This is a genomic window from Cognatilysobacter segetis (assembly GCF_004359965.1).
GTDB lineage: Bacteria > Pseudomonadota > Gammaproteobacteria > Xanthomonadales > Xanthomonadaceae > Cognatilysobacter > Cognatilysobacter segetis.
In genome coordinates this window covers 1-22,193 of the sequence record NZ_SMRQ01000006.1, presented here as the reverse complement: position 1 = coordinate 22,193, position 22,193 = coordinate 1, and the positions used below count along the sequence as shown (strand labels likewise).

The 22,193-nt window shown below is 71.1% G+C and carries 21 protein-coding genes and 1 pseudogene; 13 read left to right on the top strand and 9 right to left on the bottom strand.

Annotated features, from left to right (window positions below):
- The first annotated feature begins 78 nt into the window (after positions 1–78).
- Positions 79–1,164 carry a hybrid sensor histidine kinase/response regulator gene (locus tag E4F61_RS02215; protein WP_133477905.1) on the top strand — a complete coding sequence of 362 codons (1,086 nt, stop codon included), beginning with the start codon at positions 79–81 and terminating at the stop codon, positions 1,162–1,164.
- A gap of 214 nt (positions 1,165–1,378) precedes the next feature.
- Here the strand turns inward: E4F61_RS02215 and E4F61_RS02210 are convergent, their stop codons facing one another.
- Both E4F61_RS02210 and hrpB read right to left on the bottom strand, forming a co-directional pair.
- On the bottom strand, positions 1,379–1,996 hold the full coding sequence (locus tag E4F61_RS02210) for a hypothetical protein (RefSeq protein ID WP_133477903.1): 618 nt from the start codon (positions 1,994–1,996) through the stop codon (positions 1,379–1,381).
- Positions 1,951–4,447: pseudogene (gene hrpB, locus E4F61_RS02205) on the bottom strand (ATP-dependent helicase HrpB). The gene E4F61_RS02210 and the pseudogene hrpB overlap by 46 nt, the downstream one beginning before the upstream one ends.
- 48 nt (positions 4,448–4,495) lie before the next feature.
- On the opposite strand from hrpB, the gene E4F61_RS02200 reads away from it, so the two are divergent.
- The 3 genes from E4F61_RS02200 to E4F61_RS02190 all read left to right on the top strand — a co-directional run bounded on the left by E4F61_RS02200 (position 4,496) and on the right by E4F61_RS02190 (position 9,649).
- The gene (locus E4F61_RS02200) at positions 4,496–5,308 is read left to right on the top strand and encodes a TatD family hydrolase (protein WP_133477900.1); all 813 of its coding nucleotides are present in this window, start codon (positions 4,496–4,498) and stop codon (positions 5,306–5,308) included.
- A gap of 100 nt (positions 5,309–5,408) precedes the next feature.
- On the top strand, positions 5,409–6,569 hold the full coding sequence (locus tag E4F61_RS02195) for an efflux RND transporter periplasmic adaptor subunit (protein ID WP_133477898.1): 1,161 nt from the start codon (positions 5,409–5,411) through the stop codon (positions 6,567–6,569).
- On the top strand, positions 6,569–9,649 hold the full coding sequence (locus E4F61_RS02190; protein WP_133477896.1) for an efflux RND transporter permease subunit: 3,081 nt from the start codon (positions 6,569–6,571) through the stop codon (positions 9,647–9,649). The genes E4F61_RS02195 and E4F61_RS02190 overlap by 1 nt, the downstream gene beginning before the upstream one ends.
- Positions 9,650–9,682: 33 nt before the next feature.
- Here E4F61_RS02190 and E4F61_RS02185 read toward each other — a convergent pair whose 3' ends face one another.
- The 6 genes from E4F61_RS02185 to E4F61_RS02160 form a co-directional block, all read right to left on the bottom strand.
- A complete protein-coding gene (locus E4F61_RS02185) occupies positions 9,683–10,903 on the bottom strand; it encodes an ABC transporter permease (RefSeq protein WP_133477894.1) in 1,221 nt (406 codons plus the stop codon).
- Positions 10,903–11,604: an ABC transporter ATP-binding protein gene (locus E4F61_RS02180; RefSeq protein WP_202908925.1), complete on the bottom strand. Its 702-nt coding sequence runs from the start codon at positions 11,602–11,604 to the stop codon at positions 10,903–10,905. Before E4F61_RS02180 ends, E4F61_RS02185 begins: the two co-directional genes overlap by 1 nt.
- Positions 11,601–12,857 (bottom strand): efflux RND transporter periplasmic adaptor subunit, encoded by a 1,257-nt coding sequence (locus E4F61_RS02175; protein WP_133477892.1) that lies wholly within the window; start codon positions 12,855–12,857, stop codon positions 11,601–11,603. Before E4F61_RS02175 ends, E4F61_RS02180 begins: the two co-directional genes overlap by 4 nt.
- Positions 12,858–12,867: 10 nt before the next feature.
- Positions 12,868–13,545, bottom strand: a complete 678-nt coding sequence (locus E4F61_RS02170; protein WP_133477890.1) for a YIP1 family protein — start codon at positions 13,543–13,545, stop codon at positions 12,868–12,870.
- 75 nt (positions 13,546–13,620) lie between these two features.
- A complete protein-coding gene (locus E4F61_RS02165) occupies positions 13,621–14,412 on the bottom strand; it encodes an ABC transporter permease (RefSeq protein WP_133477888.1) in 792 nt (263 codons plus the stop codon).
- Positions 14,413–14,438: 26 nt separating this feature from the next.
- Positions 14,439–15,389 (bottom strand): ABC transporter ATP-binding protein, encoded by a 951-nt coding sequence (locus E4F61_RS02160; RefSeq protein ID WP_133477886.1) that lies wholly within the window; start codon positions 15,387–15,389, stop codon positions 14,439–14,441.
- Between the two features lie 121 nt (positions 15,390–15,510).
- Here E4F61_RS02160 and E4F61_RS02155 point away from each other — a divergent pair, with 121 nt between their 5' ends.
- From E4F61_RS02155 to E4F61_RS02120, 9 genes are all read left to right on the top strand, one after another.
- Complete coding sequence (locus tag E4F61_RS02155; RefSeq protein WP_274380522.1) at positions 15,511–16,278, top strand: ferredoxin--NADP reductase; 768 nt, start codon at positions 15,511–15,513, stop codon at positions 16,276–16,278.
- A 186-nt stretch (positions 16,279–16,464) separates the two neighbouring features.
- Positions 16,465–17,049 carry a hypothetical protein gene (locus E4F61_RS02150; protein WP_133477883.1) on the top strand — a complete coding sequence of 195 codons (585 nt, stop codon included), beginning with the start codon at positions 16,465–16,467 and terminating at the stop codon, positions 17,047–17,049.
- Between the two features lies 1 nt (position 17,050).
- Entirely contained in the window at positions 17,051–17,251 is a 201-nt protein-coding gene (locus E4F61_RS02145) for a helix-turn-helix transcriptional regulator (protein ID WP_133477881.1), read from the top strand.
- Positions 17,248–17,421 carry a hypothetical protein gene (locus E4F61_RS14590; RefSeq protein WP_162301367.1) on the top strand — a complete coding sequence of 58 codons (174 nt, stop codon included), beginning with the start codon at positions 17,248–17,250 and terminating at the stop codon, positions 17,419–17,421. The genes E4F61_RS02145 and E4F61_RS14590 overlap by 4 nt, the downstream gene beginning before the upstream one ends.
- A 1-nt stretch (position 17,422) precedes the next feature.
- Complete coding sequence (locus tag E4F61_RS02140; protein WP_133477879.1) at positions 17,423–17,611, top strand: hypothetical protein; 189 nt, start codon at positions 17,423–17,425, stop codon at positions 17,609–17,611.
- A gap of 81 nt (positions 17,612–17,692) precedes the next feature.
- Positions 17,693–19,198, top strand: a complete 1,506-nt coding sequence (locus E4F61_RS02135; RefSeq protein WP_133477877.1) for an alpha/beta hydrolase — start codon at positions 17,693–17,695, stop codon at positions 19,196–19,198.
- A gap of 7 nt (positions 19,199–19,205) precedes the next feature.
- On the top strand, positions 19,206–19,952 hold the full coding sequence (locus tag E4F61_RS02130; protein WP_133477875.1) for an ABC transporter ATP-binding protein: 747 nt from the start codon (positions 19,206–19,208) through the stop codon (positions 19,950–19,952).
- Entirely contained in the window at positions 19,949–21,133 is a 1,185-nt protein-coding gene (locus E4F61_RS02125; protein ID WP_162301366.1) for an ABC transporter permease, read from the top strand. Before E4F61_RS02130 ends, E4F61_RS02125 begins: the two co-directional genes overlap by 4 nt.
- A 147-nt stretch (positions 21,134–21,280) precedes the next feature.
- Positions 21,281–21,805: a hemerythrin domain-containing protein gene (locus E4F61_RS02120; RefSeq protein WP_133477873.1), complete on the top strand. Its 525-nt coding sequence runs from the start codon at positions 21,281–21,283 to the stop codon at positions 21,803–21,805.
- Between the two features lie 64 nt (positions 21,806–21,869).
- Here E4F61_RS02120 and E4F61_RS02115 read toward each other — a convergent pair.
- On the bottom strand, positions 21,870–22,193 hold a 324-nt coding region (locus E4F61_RS02115; RefSeq protein ID WP_133477871.1), incomplete at its 5' end, for an energy transducer TonB.

Here is a 22,193-nt window from a genome sequence, read left to right as displayed (position 1 = left end):
ACGGCATAAACCGGAACCCGTCTGCTAAGGTCGACGGTTCCTGAATGCGTCACGGACGGCGCACGAGCGCGAGAACGAATGGTCACTTCCACCGGTAACGCCGCGAGGATCCTGGTCGTCGACGACCAGCCGGCGAACCTGCGCGTCGTCGGCATGCTGCTGTCGCGCCAGGGCTACGAGGTGGTGACCGCCGACAGCGGCCCGAAGGCGCTGGACATCTGCGAGACCGACCCGCCGGACCTCGTGCTGCTCGACATGATGATGCCGGGCATGGACGGGTTCCAGGTGCTCGAGGAAATGCGCGCCGGCGCCGCGCCGCCGAGCCTGCCCGTGGTGTTCGTCACCGCCGCGCAGGACCGCGACCTGCTGCTGCGCGCGTTCGACGCCGGCGCGGTCGACTACGTCACGAAGCCCTTCCTGCCCGAGGAGCTGCTCGCGCGCGTGTCCGCGCACGTGGGTCTGAAGCTCACCCGCGACCGCCTCGAGCGCGTGGCGCGCGAGCGCCAGGAGCTGGTCAACCTGGTCGCGCACGACCTCAAGAACCCGCTCTCGTCGGTGCTGTTCGCCAGCGAGATGCTGATCAGCGGCGCCACCAAGCCCGAGCGCGTGCCGCGCTACATGTCGATGATCCACGAGAGCGCGACCGACGCGCTCGGCTACATCCGCCAGTACCTCGAAAGCGCGGGCCGTGGCGAGGACGGCGCCGCCGCGCCCAGCGCGTCGCTTACCGAGACCATCGACTGGCTGGTGCAGCGTTACGAATACCAGCTCGAGGCGCGCGGCATCCACGTGCAGGTGCAGCGCCCGGCGCAGGACGTGCACGTGCGCATCGACGAGCGCGTGCTGCGCCAGGTGAGCGAGAACCTGATCACCAACGCGATGAAGTACGCGCCCGACGCGGAGCTCACGATCGCCGGGCTGCCCGGCGCGCCGGGCTACTGGCAGCTCGTCGTGGCCGACCGCGGCCCCGGCATCCCCGCCTCCAAGCAGCGCGAGCTGTTCAAGCCGTTCGTGCGCCTGCACGAGGGCGACGACGGCATCTCCTCGGGTCTCGGCCTGTCGCTCGCGAAGCAGATCATCCAGAAGGCAGGCGGGCAGCTCTGGTACGAGGACCGCAAGAACGGCGGCGCGCGCTTCGTGATCGAGCTGCCGCAGGCGACCTGACGCCGCCGCCACCGGCTCGCGCGTGGGCCGATGCCGGATCGGCAGGCCGCCCGGACCGGATCGATCGTTCGCGATTCCCTGACCCATCACGCGGCGACGCGCCGATCGATCAATCGCGCGCGCGACTGCGTCCACGGTCCAGAAACGACGATGCCGCCGGAAGCCGGCGGCATCGCGGGTCGGCCCGGGCCGACCGTCGGCTGAAACGGGGGCCTCAGTGCTCCGTGCGCGACTCGCGGTTCGCGGTGCGCGAACGGCTGCCCGACGCGCGGCGCGTGCCGGCCGCCTTGCGCGGGGCGCGGGTGCGCGTGCGACCGGCCGTTTCGCTGTCGCCCGAGCGGGTCTCGATGCGGCGCGAGCTGCCTTCCAGCGTCTGGCCATTGCCGGCCTCGGCGCGGCGTGCGCGGCGGCGCGCGGCATACCAGAGCAGGCCGGCGCCGGCGAGCGTGGCGACGGCGATGACCGGATTGCGACGGACGACCATCAGGCCGGCGCGCGCGCCGGCACGGGCAGCGCCCATCTTCATGCCGGCATTGAGCAGCGTGGAGGCCTTCGGGGCGAGCCCGCGCAGCGAATCACCCGCGTGCCCGGCCAGGCCCAGTGCGCGTTCGGACAGGGAATCCAGCGTAGTCATATCGATGTCCTTGAGGGTGAGGCGCACCATGTTCCGCCGGGTTCGTCGAAACGGCGTGACAAGCGCGGCATGGGGCTGAACGGCTGCTTGCCGGTTCGCACGGCGCGGCGTTCCGCGATGCGTGCAGCCGCCGTGCCGGGCCGCGCCGGCGGCTAGGTTCCGCGCGGCTTCGCGCGATGCGTCGCGGTGGCCGTCCACGGATCGTCCGGCCACGGGTGCTTCGGGTAGCGGCCCTTCATTTCCTTCTTCACTTCCGGAGACGTGCGCTCCCAGAAGCCGCGCAGGTCCTGCGTGACCTGCAGAGGGCGCCCGGCGGGCGACAGCAGGTGCAGCGTGATCGGCACGCGGCCGTCGGCGATGCGCGGCGTGTCGGCCAAGCCGAAGAGTTCCTGCAGCTTCACCGCGAGCACCGGCGACTGCGGCGTGCCGTCCGCGTCGACCGCGTACGTGATCGCGCGCTCGAGCCCGGACGGCACGGCGATGCGCAGCGGCGCGAGCGCGTCGATGCGCGGGCGCGTGGTCCAGTCGACGCCCGACTTCAACGCCTCGCCGAGATCCTGTTCCGACAACGCGTCCAGGCGCGTCTTGCCGGTGAGCGCGGGCTTGAGCCACGTGTCGAGCGTCGCGAGCAACGTGTCGTCGGACAGGTCGGGCAGCGCGTCGGCGAGTTCCGGCATCCACGCACGCAGGCAGCGCACGCGCGCGCCACTGCCGCAGCGACTCCGTCCACGGCAACGCATCAATTCCCAACTGGCGCACCGCGTCGACCAACGCATCCGCATAGCGCGACGGATCCGGCCGCGGCAGCGGCTTCGATTCCAGCACGATGCGGTCGAAGCGACGCTCGCGCACCGCGGCGATCGCGCGCGCAGCGGCGTCCCAGACCACGCGATCCTCGTTGACGAAGCGCTGCGGGAATTCACGTTCCAGCCGGGCCTCGTCGAGCGGCGCGGCCTGCAGGATGCGCGCGTCGCGCAGCTCGTCGCGCAGCTCGTTGACGACCAGCCACGGCTCGCCGCGCAGCAGCGAGTCGTCGAACAGGCGCACGGTGCGGCCGGTCGCGAGCTGGTAACGCACTGCGTCGGCCGGATGCTGGCGCGCGATGCGATCGGGAAACGCGTGCAGCAGCACGTCGCCGAGCAGGTGCGCGGGAGCATGCGGGGGCGGCGATGCGTCGAGGCGCAGGCGGCGGCGCCATTGCTTCGCGGCCTGGTCGATCTGCGCGAGCGCGCTGCGCGAGGCATCGACCGGCACGCGGCCGGCGCGGAATGCGGCCAGCGCCTGCCAGCGATCGGCGAGCGCGTCGCTGCGCGGCCGGCCGGGCGACGCCCACAACGGATCGCGCGCCTCGATGAGCGCGGCGAGGTCGCAGGCCAGCGCCTGCTCGCGTGCGTCGCGCGGCGCGAGCAGCATCGCGGCCAGCCGCGGATGCGTGCCGAGCGCGAGCATGCGCTTGCCGAGCGGCGTCACCGTCGTGCCGTCGAGCGCGCCCAGCCGCTGCAGCAGGTCGCGCGCGGCGTTGAGCGCGCCGGTCGGTAGCGCATCGGGAAAACGCAGCTCGCCGCCCCACAGCGCGAGCTCGAGCGCGAGGCCCGACAGGTCGACCTGCGCGATCTCCGGCCGCCGCTGCGCCTCCAGCCGTTGCGACTGCGGCCACAACCGATACGCCCAGCCCTCCGACACGCGGCCGGCGCGGCCGGCGCGCTGGTCCGCCGAGGCCTGCGCGATCGATACGACGTCCAGCCGCGAGAATCCGCTCACCGGATCGAAGCGCGGCTCGCGCGCGAGGCCGGTGTCGATCACGACGCGCACGCCGGGCAGGGTGACGCTCGATTCGGCGACGTTGGTCGCGAGCACGACGCGGCGGCGCGCATCGGGCGACGGCTGCAGCACGCGCGACTGCTGCTCGACCGGCAGCTCGCCGTGCAGCGCGAGCACCTCGGCATCGACATGCTCGACCAGCTGATGCACGCGTGCGATCTCGCGCTGGCCGGGCAGGAACACCAGCACGTCGCCGGGATGCGCGGCGAGCGCGTGCTCGATCGCACGCCGCAGCTGGTGCTCGGTCTTCTCGTCGCGACGCGCGGGGAAGTGCGAAATGTCGACCGGAAAGCCGCGGCCCTCGCTGGAGAGCCGCGGCGCGTCGAGGAACGTCGCGAGCCGCTCGCCGTCGAGCGTCGCGGACATCACCACGCTGCGCAGGTCCTCGCGCAGCTGTGCCTGCACGTCGAGCGCGAGCGCGAGGCCGAGGTCGGCCGCCATGTGGCGCTCGTGGAATTCGTCGAACAGGATCGCGCCGACGCCCTCGAGCATCGGATCGTCCTGCAGCATGCGGGTGAGGATGCCTTCGGTGACGACCTCGATCCGCGTCTGCGCGGAAACGCGGTTCTCGAAGCGGATGCGGTAGCCGACGGTGTGGCCGACGTCCTCGCCGCGCTGCTTCGCCATGAACATCGCGGCCGCACGCGCGGCGACGCGGCGCGGCTCGAGCATCAGGATCTTCCGGCCCTCGAGCCACGGCGCCTCCAGCAGCGCCGGCGGCACCTGCGTGGTCTTGCCCGCGCCGGGTGGCGCCTCCAGCACCAGGCGCGGATGCACGTCGAGCGACGCGCGGATGCGCGGCAGCAGCGGATCGATGGGAAACGTCACGCGGCGATTCTACCGGCGGCCTTCGCACGCGGCCGGTAAAATCGCCGCATGGAATTGATCGACATCGGCGCCAACCTCACCCACGAATCCTTCGATCGCGACCGCGACGCCGTGCTGGCGCGCGCGCGCGAGGCGGGCGTCGCGCAGCTGGTGGTCACCGGCGCGAGCCGCGAGCACTCGCCGCAGGCGCTGGCGCTCGCGCAGGCGCATCCGGGCGTTCTCTTCGCGACCGCGGGCGTGCATCCGCACCATGCCGTCGAGTACACGGCCGAATGCGATGCCGAGATGCGCGCGCTGCTGGCGCACGACGCGGTCGTCGCAGTCGGCGAATGCGGGCTCGACTATTTCCGCGACTTCTCGCCGCGCCCCGCGCAGCGCCGCGCCTTCGAAATGCAGCTGCAGACGGCGGTCGACACCGGCAAGCCGCTGTTCCTGCACCAGCGCGACGCGCACGACGACTTCGTCGCGATCATGAAGAACTTCGAGGGGCGCCTCGGCCCGGCGGTGGTGCACTGCTTCACCGGCACGCGCGAGGAAGCGTTCGCCTACCTCGACCGCGACTGGCACATCGGCATCACCGGCTGGCTCTGCGACGAGCGCCGCGGCCAGCACCTGCGCGAGATCGTGCCGCACGTGCCGCTCGCCCGGCTGATGATCGAGACCGACGCGCCGTACCTGCTGCCGCGCACGCTGAAGCCGATGCCGAAGGACCGTCGCAACGAACCGGCTTTCCTCGCGCACATCGTGGAGGAGCTGGCGCGCGATCGCGGCGAACCGGTGGACGCGGTGGCGCGCGCGACGACGGCGACCGCGCGAGCCTTCTTCCGCCTGCCCGCCCGCGGCGACGCGCCCGCGGGCTGAGACCCCGGCGCCCCGCGCGCTGGCGGCACTGCCGCCTCCACATACCGGCCCGTATCCTTGGCGCCTTCGGGCGCTTTCCCCTCGCCAGACCAGACTCCGCATGACGACGCTCCGTCCCTGGGCCGCCATGGCCCTCGCCCTGCTCGCGCTCAGCGCCTGCGGCAAGAAATCCGAGCCCGCGAAGGCGCCCGCCGAGACCGCGCCGATGGCGGTCACGGTGGTCCCCGCGCGCGTGCAGGAGATCCCGCGCGAGATCCGCGTCTCCGGCCCGGTGGCCGCGCGCGAGGAGATGCAGCTCGGGGTCGAGCTCAGCGGCCAGCGGGTCACCGGCCTGTACGTCGACGTCGGCGACTTCGTGCGCCGCGGGCAGGTGCTGCTGGAACTCGACGCGCGTTCGCTGCAGAGCGAGCTGCAGCAGGCCGAGGCGAGCTATCGCGAGGCGCAGGCGGGCGCTTCGCTCGCGCAGGCCAACCTGCGCCGCGCGGAGCCGCTGCTGCGCGAGAAGTACATCTCGGCCGGGCAGGTCGACGAGCTGCGCGCCGCGCGCGACCAGGCCAATGCGCGCGCCGCCACCGCGCGCGCCGCGCTGGATGCCGCGCGCCTGCGTCGCAGCTATGCCGAGCTGCGCGCGCCGGACGATGGCGTCGTCAGCAAGCGCGCCGTGCAGCCCGGGCAGATCGTCGCCGCAGGCACCGAGCTGATCGGCCTGATCCGCGACGGCCGGCTGGAATGGCGCGCCGAACTCGCCGACACCGAGCTCGCCGCGGTGAACGTGGGCGACCCCGTCGTGGTGCGCGCGCCCGATGGCCACGATGTCGAAGGCGAGGTGCGCGCGGTGCCGCCGGGCGTGGACGCCGCCACCCGCACCGGCACGATCTACGCCGACCTGCCGGAACCCGACGGCCTGCGCACCGGTGCGTACCTGCCGGGCCGCATCCTGGTCGGCAACGCGAAGGCGCTGGTGATCCCGGCCACCGCGATCGTGCAGCGCGACGGCAACCCGTACGTGTTCACCGTCGGTGCGGACGGCGCGGCCAAGCGGGTGCGCGTGCGCACCGGCACGACGGCGAACGGCATGGTCGAGATCCTCGACGGGCTCGCGGCCGGCGCGCAGGTCGTCGAGCGCGGCGCCGGCTTCCTCGGCGACGGCGACCGCGTGCGCGTGGTCGCGGCCGATGCGGCGGGTGCGCCGTCGGCGGCCGGCTCGACGCCCGTCGCGTCGGGTGCGGATGCGGACGCGGACGCGGGCACCGCGCCATGATGAACGTCTCGGCCTGGGCCATCCGCCGGCCGCTGCCGGCGCTGATGATCTTCTTCGTGCTCTGCGTCGCGGGGCTCTGGGGCTTCTGGAAGCTGCCCGTGGCGCGCTTTCCCGACGTCAGCTTCCCGATGGTGGTCGTCACCATCAGCCAGCCCGGCGCGTCGCCGAGCCAGCTGGAGACGGAGGTCACGCGCAAGGTCGAGGACCAGGTCGCGACGCTCGACGGCGTCAAGCGCGTCACCTCCACGGTGACCGAGGGCGTGAGCACCACTGCGATCGAATTCCAGCTGGAGGCCGACCTCGCGGGCGCGCTCGACGACACGCGTGCGGCGGTGAGCCGCATCCGCGCCGACCTGCCGCAGGACATCCAGGAGCCGCTGGTCACCAAGGTCACCATCGGCGGCGCGTTGATGACCTACGCGGTGCAGTCCGACCGCATGGGCGTGGACGAGCTCTCGTGGTTCGTCGACCGCGACGTGACCCGCGCGCTGTTCGGCGTGCCGGGCGTGGCGCAGGTGGCGCGCCAGGGCGGCGTCGAGCGCATGGTGCGCATCGACCTCGATCCCGACGCGCTGCAGGCCTTCGGCACCACCGCCGGCGCGGTGAACCAGCAGCTCGCGCGGATGCAGGTCGAGCGGCCGAGCGGCAAGACGGAAATCGGCGCCGGCCAGCAGGTGCTGCGCACGATCGCGACGGTGAACGACGCGCGCGAGCTCGAGGACTTCGCGATCGTGCTGCCCGACGGGCGCTCGGTGCGCCTTGCCACGCTCGCGCGCATCACCGACGCGACCGCCGACCCGACGCAGGTCGCGCTGCTCGACGGCCGGCCCGTGGTGGCGTTCTCGATCTCGCGCACGCGCGGCTCGAGCGAGCTGAAGGTGGCCGAAGGCGTCGAAGCCGCGCTCGCGCAGCTCGCCGCGAAGACGCCGGGCACCAAGTTCCAGATGGTCACCTCGACCGTCGGCGAGACCGAGCGCAGCTACCACTCGTCGATGGAGATGCTGGTCGAGGGCGCGCTGCTCGCGCTCGCGGTGGTCTGGCTGTTCCTGCGCGACTGGCGCGCGACGTGGATTTCCGCCATCGCGTTGCCGCTGTCGATCATCCCGACGTTCGCGGTGATGTACTGGTTCGGCTTCTCGCTCAACATGATCACGCTGCTCGCGCTCAGCGTGGTGGTCGGCATCCTGGTCGACGACGCGATCGTCGAGATCGAGAACATCGTGCGCCACCTGCGCATGGGCAAGACGCCGCTGGAGGCCGCGCGCGAGGCCGCCGACGAGATCGGCATCGCGGTGATCGCGACCTCCATGACGCTGGCCGCGGTGTTCGTGCCGGTCGCGTTCATGCCCGGCATCGCCGGCAAGTTCTTCCGCGAGTTCGGCTGGACGGCGGCCACCGCGGTGCTGTTCTCGCTGCTGGTCGCGCGCCTGCTGACGCCGATGATCGCCGCCTACCAGCTCAAGGCGCATGGCGTGGAGGAGAAGGAAGGCCCGCTGATGCGGCGCTACCTCGGCCTCGTCGATGCCGCGCTGCGCCACCGCTGGGTCACGCTCGCGGTGTCCACCGTGTTCTTCATCGGCTCGCTCGCGCTGGTGCCGCTGATCCCGACGACGTTCATTCCGTTCACCGACGTCGGCCGAAGCAACCTGCAGATCGAGCTGCCGCCGGGCACGCGGCTGGAGGAGACCACGCGCGTCGCGGAGCAGGCCCGTGCGAAGCTGCGCGCGCTGCCGGAGCTCAAGCAGGTCTACACCACGGTGGGCAGCGTGCTCGACGTCGGCGACCCCAACAAGACCGGCGTCGGCGAGCCGCGCAAGGCGACGCTGGTGCTCGACTGGGGCCAGCCCCGGTCGCGCGACCGCGACCAGAAGGAACTCGAGCGCGAGGTGCGCGCCACGCTCGCCGACCTGCCCGGCGTGCGCATGTCGTACATCTCCAACGAGCCCGGCGAAAACCTAATGCTGGTGCTCGCGGGCGACGATCCGCAGCGCCTGCAGGATGCGTCGATCACGCTCGAGCGCGAACTGCATGCGATCAAGGGGCTGGGCAGCATCAGTTCCTCGGCCTCGCTGCTGCGGCCCGAGTTGCAGATCCGCCCGGACACGCAGCGCGCCGCCGAGCTCGGCGTGTCGACCGCCGACATCGCCGAGGCCGCGCGCATCGCCACCAGCGGCGACTATGCGCAGCGCCTCGCGAAGTTGAACCTGCCCGAGCGGCAGATCCCGATCCGCGTCGGCTTCGCCGAGGCCACGCTGCGCGATCCCGCGCTGATCGGCCAGCTGCGCGTGCCCGCCAAGAACGGCACGGTGCCGCTCGCGGCCGTCGCCGCCATCGAGCCGGGCAGCGGGCCGTCGGTGATCTCGCGCTACCAGCGCCAGCGCAACGTGACGTTCACCGCCGAACTCAACGGGCGACCGCTCGGCGAGGTCATGAAGGAGGTCGAGCAGCTGCCGACGGTGAAGAGCCCGCCGCCGGGCCTGTCGTTCATCAACACCGGCGATGCCGAGGTGTTCGTGGAGCTGTTCACCGGCTTCGTCGTCGCGATGATCGCCGGCATCGCCTGCATCTACATGGTGCTGCTGCTGCTGTTCAACCACGCGCTGCAACCGCTCACCATCCTCACCGCGGTGCCGCTGTGCGCGGGCGGCGCGTTCGGCGCGCTGCTGGTGACGCAGAACATGCTGTCGCTGCCGGCGCTGATCGGCCTGCTGATGCTGATCGGCATCGCCACCAAGAACTCGATCCTGCTGGTGGACTACGCGGTGATCGCCGAGGACGAGCAGGGCATGACGCAGCACGACGCGCTGGTCGACGCCTGCCGCAAGCGCGCCCGCCCGGTGGTGATGACCACGCTGGCGATGGGCGCGGGCATGTTGCCGATCGCGCTGGGCCTGTCGGGCGATTCGAGCTTCCGCCGGCCGATGGCGGTGGCGGTGATCGGCGGCCTGATCACGTCGACGGCGCTGTCGCTGGTGGTGATCCCGGCGGCCTACACCGTCGTCGACGACCTCGGTGGCTGGCTGCGCCGCACCCTGCGTCGCGGCAAGGCGGCGCCGGCCGCGACGGTCACGCGCGGCTGAGGCGCGGGCGCCGCGCGGCACGCGGCGTCGCGATCACTCGTAGCGCAGGGCCTCGATCGGATCGAGCCCGGCCGCCTTCGAGGCCGGCATCAGGCCGAACACCACGCCGACCAGCGCGGAGAAGCCGGCGGCGACCAGCACCACCCACAGCGGCACGCTCGCGGGCGGGAAGTTCGGGATCAGCGCGGCGATGCCGGCGCCCGCCGCGTAGCCGAGCACGATGCCGATCACGCCGCCCAGCAGCGCGAGCAGCGCGGCTTCGAGCAGGAACTGCACGAGGATGTCGCGGCGCGTCGCGCCCAGCGCCTTGAGGATGCCGATCTCGCGCGTCCGCTCGGTCACCGACACCAGCATGATGTTCATGATGCCGATGCCGCCGACCAGCAACGAGATGCCGACGATGCCGCCGAGCACGGCGGTCGCCATGCCGGTGATCTTCTCGAGCTGGTCCTTGATCGAGTTCGCCGCCTGGATCTTGAAGTCGTCCTCGACGCCCGGCTTGAGTCCGCGGCTCGCACGCAGCGCGCGGCGCGCGCGCTCCTGCACGGTGTCGAGCTCGTCGATGCGCTGCACGGTGAACGACACACCGATCATCGGGTCGATCGCGTTGCCGCTCATCGCGCGCGCCACGTCGAACGGAATCACGACGTAGTTGTCCTGGCTGAAGCCGAACACCTCGCCCTTCGGCTCCATCATGCCGACGACCTTGAACCAGTCGCCGCCGAGCTTGATGTACTGCCCGACCGGGTTGGCAGGCAGGTGCAGGTCGTCGCGCACCTTGGTGCCGATCACCGCGACGTGGCGCCGCCCGGCGTCGTCCGCCGGCACCAGGAAGCGGCCCACCTGCGGGAAACGCGCGCGCACCTGCTGGAATTCACTGGTCGTGCCGATGACCTGCGGCTGGCTGCTGCGGCCGCGCCAGCTCGCCTGGCCCGCGGGCACGCCCAGCAACGGGGCGACCTCGCCGATGCCGGCGACGCGATGTCGCAACGCCTCCACGTCCTCGGCGGTCAGCGTGTTGATCTTGCCGGTGCGGAAGTTGTCGTTGTCGTTGTTGGCCTCCACGCTCAGCGTGCTGCCACCGATGTCGGCGAACTGCGCGCGGATCGAGTCGGAGAAGCCCTGCACGAGCGACACCACGGCGATCACGCTCGCGGTGCCGATCAGGATGCCCAACGTGGTGAGGAAGCTGCGCAGCCGGTGCGCGGTGAGGCTGGCGAGCGCGGCGCGCAGCGCTTCGAGATAGGCCTGCATCAGTGCACTCCCGCCGCGCTGCGCGGCGCCTGCCGCGTGTCCTCGACGATGCGGCCGTCGAACACGCGCAGCACGCGGTGGCAGTGCGCGGCGATGTCGGGCTCGTGCGTGACCACGATCACCGTCTGGCCCTGCGCGTGCAGGGCGTCGAACAGCGCCATGATCTCGGCGGAGGTCTGCGAGTCGAGGTTGCCGGTGGGCTCGTCGGCCAGCAGCAGCGACGGCTCGCCGACCAGCGCGCGCGCCACCGCGACGCGCTGGCGCTGGCCGCCGGAGAGCTGGTTGGGGCGATGGTCGAGGCGATTGCCGAGCCCGACCTTCTCCAGCGCTTCGGTGGCGCGGCGCACGCGCTCGGCGCGCGGCAGGCCGCGGTAGACCAGCGGCTGCATCACGTTCTGCAGCACGCTCTGGCGCGGCAGCAGGTGGAAGCTCTGGAACACGAATCCGATCTCGCGGTTGCGCACGTGCGCGAGCTCGTCGTCGTCCATGCCGGCGACGTCGCGGCCGTTGAGCAGGTAGTGGCCCTCGGTGGGCGTGTCGAGGCAGCCGAGCAGGTTCATCAGCGTGGACTTGCCGGACCCCGACGGGCCGGTCAGCGCGACGTACTCGTTACGGCCGATCGAGAGGTCCACGCCCCGCAACGCCTGCACGACCTCCTCGCCCATCGTGTAGCGCTTCACGATGCCGGACAGCGCGATCACTTCGCGGCTCCGCCGTCCTTCGCCGCGTCGAGTTCCTTCGCCGTCTTCACGACCACCGCGTCGCCGTCGTGCAGCGTGCGCAGCGTCTTGGCCGGGCCCACGATCACGCGGTCGCCGGCCTTGAGGCCGGTGGCGATCGCCTGCCAGCGGTCGTCGGCGACGCCCGCCTTGACCGGCGCCTTGCGCGCGTGGCCGTCGCGTTCCAGCCAGACGTAGGTCTTCGCTTCCGTCGCCTTCGCGGCTTCGCGCTTGGGCGCGTCCTCGTCGGCCGCCGCGGCGGCGAGTTCCTCGTCGTCCTCGACCATCGCCTCGACCGGCACGGCGAGCCGCGCGCGCCCGTCGCCGAGGTACACGTCGGCGCGCGCGCTCATGCCCGAGCGCAGGTTGAGGCTGCCGGGCGAATCGAGCGTCACCGTCACCTTGTAGGCGCGGGCCTGGCCTTCGATGGTCGGGGCGAGCGCGATCTTCTGCACGCGGCCGTGGATCGCCGTGTCGGGATACGCGGCGGGATAGACGTCGACGGCCTGGCCGATCGACACCTGGCCGATGTCGGCCTCGTCCACCTTGAGTTCGGCGGTGAGCGCGCTGACGTCGGCGATCTTCATCAGCTTGGCGCCGGCGAGCGCGTTGGTGGACGGGATCGCCGTCTCGCCGACCTTGATCGGCAGCTCGACGATGCGGCCGGCCATCGGCGCGCGGATCTCGGTCTTGCCGAGCTGGTCGAAGGCCTCGCCGAGCACCGCCTGCTGGCGGCGCAGGCTCTCGCTGCTGCTGGCGAGCTGCGCGCGGGCCTGTTCCAGCGCGAGGCGATCCTCTTCCAGCTTGTTGCGGTCGATCAGCTGCTGCGCGGCGAGCTGCCGCGAGCGTGCGTACTGCGCCTCGCGCAACTGCAGCGTCGCGCGCTGGCGCGTGATGTCGATCTGGCCCTGCCGGCGTCCGGCGGCCTCGCGATCGATCGCGTTGCGGTAGGTCTTGGGGTCCAGCGTCATCAGCAACTGGCCCTGCTGCACCGTGTCGCCCTCGGCGACGAGGATGCGGTCGACCTTCGCGACCACCTCGGCGGTGAGGTTCACCTCGGTGCCGTAGGCGAGGGTGCCGGAGGCGAGGATGGTGGGACGCACCGACTGCGTGGCGACCGGCTGCACCTGCACCGGCGTGCCGCGCTCGCCGTGCAGGCCGCGCAGCGCGACCGGCAGCACCAGCACGGCCACGACCACGCCGCCCGCGAGGGCCTTCTTCGTCTTCGGGGTCATCGGTGCGGACTCAGCCCGGCAGCAGCGCGAGCACGCCGTAGACCAGCGCGAGCGGGATCACCGAGACCACGATCGCCTGCAGCCACGACGAGCGGGTGAACACGCGCCAGCCCAGCGCGGACAGGAACGTCGTCCACACCGCGAGCAGGTCGGCGCTCTGCGCGAGGCGATGGCCGGGCTGGCCGGCCGGACTGCTCACCAGCAGCGGGTCGACGTGCGTGAGCATCAGGCTCTCGAGGCCGGTCTGCGGCGACATCGTCAGCGCGCCGATCAGCGCGACCAGCGTGCCCAGCGCGGTCGGCATCGCCGACCAGCCGGCCAGGCTCACGCCGTGCTTGTAGCCGAGCGGCTTGCCGGTGACCTTCGCCGCGAGCCAGTAGTACAGGCCGATGATCGCGAGCATCAGCGCGATGGTGACGGTGCCGCCGAGCGCGCCGAACACGCCCATGGTCCGCGTGGCCGGCATCATGGATTTGGCGCGCGCCATTTCCTTCGCGGTCATCGTGCCGCGCTGGGCGTCGAACATGTGGTCGGCGTACCAAGCGGGGTCGACGCGGAAGAAGTACGCCAGCGTGAACGCGACGGTGAGCGCCGCGAGCACCACCATCGGCACCAGGAACGTCGGGCGCTCGCGCTCTTCGGCGAACACCTTCGACGGCTGCAGGAAAATATCGACGAGCTTGGCCATCCCTGTCCCTCCCCGGACGTAGAGGCGCGCACTGTGGCCCGCTGCGACCCCCGTCGCAATGGGCCGGAGGTCACATCAGCTGCGCAGGCCCACGCCCCGGCGCAGCAGCCACAGGCCCAGCGCGCCCAGTACGGCGACGAACAGCAGCATCAGGCCGTACGCCACGGCGAGCGGCACGTCGCTGGTGCCCAGCAGGCCGTAGCGGAACGCGTTGACCATGTAGAAGATCGGGTTGAGGTGCGTCGCGGCTTCCGCCCAGCCCGGCAGCAGCTTGACCGAATAGAACACGCCGCCGAGGTACGTGAGCGGGGTGAGGATGAAGGTCGGCACGATCGCGATGTCGTCGAACTTCTTGGCGTAGATCGCGTTGACGAAGCCGGCCAACGCGAAGATCGTCGCGCCCAGCAGCACGGTGGTGAGCGTGACGAACGGATGCGGCATCGACACGCGGGTGAAGAACATCGCGATCACCAGCACGATCGCGCCCACCATCACGCCGCGCAGCACCGCGCCGGCGACGTAGCCGGCGAGGATCACCCAGTTCGGCATCGGGCTGACCAGCAGTTCTTCGACATGCCGGCCGAACTTCGCGCCGAAGAAGCTCGACGAGATGTTGCCGTAGGCGTTCTGGATGACCGACATCATCACCAGGCCCGGGACGATGAAGTCCATGTACTTGATGCCGTCCATGGTGCCCACGCGCGAGCCGATCAGCCCGCCGAAAATCATGAAGTACAGCGTCATGGTGATCGCGGGCGGGATCAGCGTCTGCGTCCAGATGCGCAGGATGCGATTGACCTCGCGTCGCGCGATGGTGCCGAGCGCGACGAGGTGGCGGGACGACAGCGTGGCGGGCGTGGTGGACATCGGGGCTTCCGGTTCTTTCGCGCGGCTCAGACCGCGGCGGTGCCGGCGTTCTCGCCGGTCAGGCGCACGAAGAGTTCTTCGAGGCGGTTGGACTTGGTGCGCATCGAGCGCACGCGGATGCCGGCGGCGTCCAGCGCGGCGAACACGCGGTTGAGATCCATCGCGCGCGGCATCTCGATGTCGAGCGTGTGGTCGTCGGTCGCGCTGATGGTGGCGTTCTCGACCTGCGGCAGCTGCGCGGGCAGCACGCCGTCGATGTCGAGCAGGAAGCCCTCGACGTCGAGCTTGGCCAGCAGCGACTTCATCGAGCCCTGCTCGACGATGCGCCCGCGGTCGATGATCGCGACGTTGCGGCAGAGGTTCTCGGCTTCCTCGAGGTAATGCGTGGTGAGGATGATCGTCGTGCCCTGCGCGTTGATCTCGCGCAGCGTCTTCCACATGCCGCGGCGGATCTCGATGTCCACGCCCGCCGTGGGCTCGTCGAGGATCAGCAGGCGCGGGCGCGTCATCATCGCGCGCGCGATCATCAGGCGGCGCTTCTTGCCGCCCGACAGCGTGCGGCTCATGACGTTGGCCTTCTCCCACAGCTGCGCGCGGCGCAGCTCCACTTCCGCGCGCTGCAGCGCCTCGGCGCGCGGCACGCCGTAGAAGCCGGCGTAGTTGACCAGGATGTCGACCGGCTTCTCGAACATGTTGAAGTTGATTTCCTGGGGCACCAGGCCGATCTGCCGCATGGCGGCGTCGCGGTCGCGCACCAGGTCGATGCCGTAGATCGACACGCTGCCCTCGCTCAGGTTCACCAGCGAGCTGACGATGCCAATCAGCGTCGACTTGCCGGCGCCGTTGGGGCCGAGCAGGGCGAAGAAGTCGCCGGGCTGCACGTCGAGCGACACGCCCTTGAGCGCTTCGACACGGTTGTCGTAGGTCTTGCGCAGGTCGCGCACGGACAGCGCGGGAGTCGCGACGGCGTCGGGCATGTCGGGGGTTCGAACGGTGATCCCGGTAGTATAGGCAGCCCAGGCGCGCACACCCGCGCGCTGCAGCGTTCCAGCGGCCGTGCCGCCCTGTGCATGCGCTGCCCGTCAGGATCGCACCGCTTTGGCCATCGTCCAGTTCCCGCTCCGACTCGTCTCGCGCCGCATGCTCGCCCCGAGCGTCGGCCACTACTCGTTCGTGCGCGAGGACGGCCAGCCGCTGGACTTCATCCCCGGCCAGTTCATCCAGGTGCACTTCACCTACGCCGACGGCACCGCGACCAAGCGCAGCTATTCGCTGGCGACGATCCACGACCACGCGATCGGCCCGGGCGAGGCGGTGGAGATCGCCGTGAGCTACGTGCCCGGCGGCGCTGCCACGGCGCTGTTCGAAGGCCTCGCGATCGGCGGCACGCTGATGGCCAGCGGCCCGTTCGGGCGCTTCTGCCTGATGCCGCAGGATGCGAACCGCCGCTACCTGCTGATCGCCACCGGCACCGGCGTCACGCCGTATCGCGCGATGCTGCCCGAGCTCGAGCGCCTGATCGCCGAGCGCGGCATCGAGGTGGTGCTGCTGTTCGGCGCACGCACGCCGGCGGAGCTGCTCTACGGCGACGAGTTCCGCGCGTTCGCGAACCGGCACCCGGATCGCTTCCGCTTCGTGCCATGCTTTTCGCGCGAGCTGCCGGCGGCCGGCTCGCCGCAGGCGCATGCGGACGTGCGCCACGGCTACGTGCAGCAGTTCCTCGACGAGTTCGCGCCGAGTGCCGAGGGTGACATCGCATATCTCTGCGGCAATCCGAACATGGTCGACGCCTGCTTCGAGGCGCTGAAGGGCCATGGGTTGCCGGTGGGGCAGATCCGGCGCGAGAAGTACGTCAGTTCGAAGTAGGCAGCCCGGCGGATCCCCCGCCTGGGCCGGCGCGCCGGGTGCCGGGTGCCGGGATCGATCGCCCGCCGCCCTCGTCGCGGACCCGCCCGCGTCGCGTCCGCGCCGTTCGTCGGACCGTGTAAAGCACGCTTGACACCGGCCGGGGACGGCGCCAGCATCCCTGTCAAGTTTACTTGACTGGCCACGATGAACCGATTCGCTGCCCGCGTCTGCATCGCCCTCGGCGCCTTCCAGCTGGTCGCCGTACTGGCATTGCGCGCCTGGATGCCCGGCCTGCTATCCGATTTCGCGGGCGGGCTGCTGTCGGGCGTCAGCGTGGCGCTGGTACTGGCCGGCATGCTGGCGCGCCACCTGCCGGAGGCCGCGCACTCCGCGACGCCCGCCCTGCGCCGTCGTTACCTCCGCGAGTTCCTGCCGCCGATGGCGGGCTACGTCGTCGCCATCCTCGGTTCGGTCTGGCTGCTCAAGCAGCATGTGGAGGATCCGTCGCTGCGCGCGCTCGTCGCGCTCGCGCCGGTGCCCTTCGTCGCGCTGGCGATGCGCGCGATCGTGCGCCACATCCGCGATACCGACGAGATGCAGCGACGTATCGAGGTGGAATCGGTGAGCTTCGCCACGGTACTGGTCTCGCTCGCCTACTTCGCCGCCGGCCTGCTGCAGGCGGCCAAGGTGATCGACATCCCGTCGAGCGCCGCGATGATCTGGGTCTTCCCACTGATCTGCCTCACCTACGGCATCGCCAAGGTCTTCATTTCGCGGCGCTTCGCCTGACATGGAAAGCCGCGTGCGCGAATTGCGGGAATCGCAGGGCTGGTCGCAGGGCGAGCTCGCCGAGCGGCTCGCCGTGTCGCGACAGACCGTCAACGCCATCGAGACCGGCAAGTACGACCCCAGCCTGCCGCTCGCGTTCCGCATCGCGCGCCTGTTCGACGCGCCCCTCGAAGCCATCTTCCTCCCCGGAGACGACGCATGAACCGCTTCCTGTCCCGCCGCAACGCCTGGTTGCTCGCCGCGACGGTCGCCACCCTGGTGCTGTCGATTGTGTTCGACCTGACGATGTTCGCCACGTTCGTGTTCCCCGCGCTCTGGGTCACCACGCTCGGCACGCCGCGGTGCCCGCCGCTGTCGACGGGCCCGCGCTGACATGGCCGCCATTACCGACCGGTCCCGCCGGCTCCGCGGCATGGGCATCGCGTTCCTGATCCTCGGGCTCGCCCTGCTGGGCGTCGGCGCGGTCACCCGCCGGATCGCCTTCCTGCCGATGGGCACGGCGATGGTGGGCGCGGGCATCGCCTTCGGCGCCGCCGCGCGGAGCAGCCGCCCTCACCCGTAATCGTTTCCACGGACGGCCCGGGCCGTCCATTCCTGCGCGACCGGCCGGTCGCCGCGTTTCCACCGCTTCACGGATGGCCCCATGTCGAAAGTCCGACCCTTGTTTTCACTGTTGGCCCTCGCGCTCGCCGGATGTTCCGGCACCGCGCACGGCCCGCAGGCCAAGCCCGAGCCGGAGTCCGCCAAGCGGACCGTCGGCCGCATCGAATTCGAACCCTGCGCGCTGTCGGGCGCGCTCGCCGCGCAGACGCTCGACGGCATGTGCGGAACGCTCGCGGTGCCGGAGGACCCGTCGAAGCCGAACGGGCCGAAGGTCGACCTGCGCATCGCCTGGCTGCGGCCCGGCGGCCGCGTCGATCCGGCGCCCGATCCGGTGTTCTTCCTCGCCGGCGGCCCCGGCCAGGCCGCGAGCGAGTACGCGGCCGCGGTGGCCAATGCGCTGGGCCCGGTGCTGAAGTCGCGCAGCGTGTTCCTCGTCGACCAGCGCGGCACCGGCAAGTCCGCCCCGCTGGACTGCCCGAAGGCGCTGCGCGACGAGTACAAGGACCGCGACGACACCGCGGCGATCGCCGAGTACGCCGGCAAGTGCGCCGCCGCGCAGACGCACGACCCGCGCCTGTTCACCACCACCGTCGCGGTGGAGGATCTCGATACCGTGCGCCGCGCGCTCGGCGCGGAGAAGATCGACCTGGTCGGCGTGTCCTACGGCACGCGCGTCGCGCAGCAGTACGCGATGCGCCATCCGGCGCAGACGCGCGCAGTGGTGCTCGACGGCGTGCTGCCCAACGACGTCGTCGCCGGTGGCGAGTTCGCGCGCACGTTCGAACGCACGCTCACGCTGCGCGGCAAGGCCTGCGCCGCCGATCCGGTCTGCGCCAAGCGCTATCCGCAGGACCTGCGCACGCAGCTGGCCACGCTCAAGCAGCGCCTGGCGAGCGCGCCGGTCGAGGTCGACTACCGCGATCCCGCCACCGGCGAGGCCAAGCACGACAAGCTCACCGCGCAGACCGTGGTCGGGCTCACGCAGCTGTTCTCGTACGTGCCGCTGGCCGCGGCGCTGCTGCCCGTCGTCGTCGACGAGGCGGTGCAGGGGCGCTATGCGCCGCTCGCCGCGCTGGCCGCGCTCGGCGGCGAGTCGATGGCCGGCAGCATGAACCGCGGCATGCAGTGGTCGGTGATCTGCGCCGAGGACGCCGATCGCTACGTCGCCGATCCGGCCGACGCGGGCACCGCGCTCGGCACCGACATGGCGGATATGTTCTTCGCCGCCTGCAAGGCGTGGCCCAAGGGCGCGCGACCGGCGGACTTCGGCCAGCCGCTCAGGAGCGACGCGCCGGTGCTGCTGATGTCCGGCGAACTCGATCCGGTGACGCCGCCGGAGTACGCCGAGCGCGTGGCGAAGACGCTGCCGAACGCGAAGGCCGTCGTGCTGCGCGGGCAGGGCCACAACGTGATGGGCACCGGCTGCATGCCGAAGCTGATCGGCAAGTTCATCGAAACCGCGAACGCCAAGGCGCTCGACACCAAATGCCTGGAGACGGTCGCGCCCGTGCCGCCGTTCACCAGCTTCAACGGATGGGAGCCGTGAGCCGGCCATGATCACCGCCAACGACCTGCACAAGACGTTCAAGACCAAGACCGGCCCCGTCAAGGCCGTGGACGGCGTGTCCTTCGAGGCACCCGACGGCCAGATCACCGGCCTGCTCGGCCCGAACGGCGCCGGCAAGACCACCACGCTGCGCATGCTCTACACGCTGATGACGCCCGACCGCGGCCAGGTGATGGTCGACGGCGTCGACACCGCGAAGGATCCGGTGACGGTGCGCCGCGCGCTCGGCGTGCTGCCCGACGCCCGCGGCGTCTACAAGCGCCTGACCGCGCGCGAGAACATCGCCTACTTCGGCGAGCTGCACGGCCTGTCGAAGGCGCAGATCGCCGCGCGTACCCAGGTGCTGGCGCGCGAGCTGCAGATGGACGACATCCTCGATCGACAGACCGAGGGCTTCAGCCAGGGCCAGCGCACCAAGACGGCGATCGCACGCGCACTCGTGCACGACCCGAGGAACGTGATCCTCGACGAGCCCACCAACGGGCTCGACGTCATGACCACGCGCGCGATGCGCGGCTTCCTGCTGCAGCTCAAGGCCGAAGGGCGCTGCGTGATCTTCTCCAGCCACATCATGCAGGAGGTGGCCGCGCTCTGCGATCGCATCGTGATCATCGCGAAGGGGCAGGTCGTCGCGGGCGGCACCGCGGACGAGCTGCGGGCGCGATTCGGTGAAACCAACCTCGAGGACGCCTTCGTCAAGGCGATCGGCTCGGAAGAAGGACTGCACGCATGAAGACCGGACTCATGGCCACCGTGTGGTCGGTGATGCGCAAGGAACTGCGCGACATCTCGCGCGATCGCCGCACGCTCGCGATCGCGCTGCTGCTCGGCCCGCTGCTGTACCCGCTGATCATCATCGGCACCGGCTCGATGGCCGAGAAGCGCGCCAAGACCGAGCTCGACCGCACGCTCGTGATCCCGGTCGACGGCATGGAGCGCGCGCCCAACCTCGTCGCGTTCCTCGCCACGCAGGGCATCCAGGCGAAGAAGGCGCCGAAGGACCTCGACGCCGCGATCGCGCAGCAGGACGAGGACGTCGGCCTGCGCATCGACGAGGACTTCGCGAAGGACTGGCGCGCGGGCAAGCCGGCGGTGGTCGAGGTGGTGGCCGACAGTACGCGTCGCAATGCGGAGATCCCGATGGCCCGCGTGCGCGCGGCGCTGGAGGGCTATCGCGACCAGATGGGCGCGCTGCGCCTGCTGGCGCGCGGCATCGATCCGTCGGTCACGCGCGCGGTCAACGTCGGCAACCGCGACGTCGCCAGCGAGCAGGCCAAGAAGGGCATGGTGCTGTCGATCATGCTGCCCTACCTGCTGATCATCAGCTCGTTCCTTGGCGGCGCGTACCTGATCATCGATGCCACCGCCGGCGAGCGCGAACGCCAGTCGCTGGAGCCCTTGCTGGCGACGCCCGCGCGGCGCGGCGGCATCGTCACCGGCAAGATCGCCGCGGCCTGCTCGCTCGGCCTGCTGTCGCTGGTGCTCACGTTGATGTCGTTCAAGGTCAGCGCACAGCTCGCGGCCACCGCGCGCATGCTCGACGTGAGCTTTCCGGCGATGGCGAAGATGCTGTTCGTGCTGCTGCCGATGCTGGTGATCGGCACGTCGCTGCTGACGTTCCTGTCGGCCGCGGCCAAGAGCATGAAAGAGGCGCAGAGCCACATGACCTGGCTGATGCTGCTGCCGATGCTGCCCTCGATCATGCTGATGGTGAATCCGATCAAGACGCAGCTGTGGCAGTTCGCGGTGCCGTTCCTCGCGCAGAACCAGCTGCTGCTGAAGATCGTGCGCGGCGAGGCGATCCAGCCGGCCGTGTGGGCGGTTTACCTCGCCAGCGGTTTCGGACTGGCGGCGGTGCTGTGGTTCGCGGCGGTGCGTCGCTACCACCAGGAGCGCCTCGCGATCTCGGGCTGAGGCACGGCACGATGGCGGCGCTCGCGGGGCGCCGCCATCTCGCATGGATGCGATGCGGCAATACGTGTCGCGTGCGGCGCACGGCCGCTTTCACGCATCGATCCGCGCCGCCGTCCGACGCTGTGGGCCTGTCATGGAGGCCCGTCAATGCGCAGCATCCTCACTACCCTCAAGACCGAACACGACCAGCTCCGCGCGCTCTTCGAGCAGGTCAACGCCACCACCGACCGCGCCGAGAAGACGCGCCTGGAATTGCTCGAGAAGATCGAGATGGCGCTGGTGCCGCATGCGAAGTGGGAAGAGCTGGTGTTCTATCCGGCGCTGAAGTCGCGCGCCAGCCACGAGCAGAAGCTGCTGTGGGCGGCCGCGATGCAGGAGCATCGCGCGGTCGAGCAGAGCGTGCTGCCCGACCTCAAGGCCTGCGAGCCGACCAGCCGCGAATTCGCCGGCAGCGCGAAGGTGATGGGCGAGCTCATCGACCACCACGCGAAGGAGGAGGAACGCGAGATCTTCGCCGCGATGCGCGAACTGTTCACCGCGCAGGAGCTGGCCGACATGGACGCGCAGTACGAGGCGTGGAAGGCGTCCGGCATGGCCGAGGGCGTCACGCTGCACGCGAAGCTCAAGACCGGCGTCGCCTCGCTGTTCCGTTCGCCCGGCACGCCGGGCTGAGCCGCGCGACCGCAAGAAAAAAGCCCGGCCGGAGCCGGGCTTTTTTTCGTCGCGCGTCGCCCGGTCAGGTACCCGGGTTGAACGAGATCGTGCGGCGCGTGGTCACCGGCGCGTCGACCGGCTGGAAGCGCCAGCGCTTGACGGCGCTGACCGCGGCGCGGTCGAACACGCGCGGCGGGTTGGCGCGGACGACGCGGGCCGCCGAGACCGAGCCGTCCGGCGACACGGTGAACTCGACCTGCACCTCGCCGGACTGCGCCGAGCGCAGCGCTTCCGGCGGGAAGGCCGGCGGCGGGGTGGACAGCGCGCGCAGCTCGTTGCCGCCGGCGGCGGCGGGCGCGGCCGGGCGGGTCGGGGCGGCGGCGGCGGTGCGCGCGGCGGCGGCGCG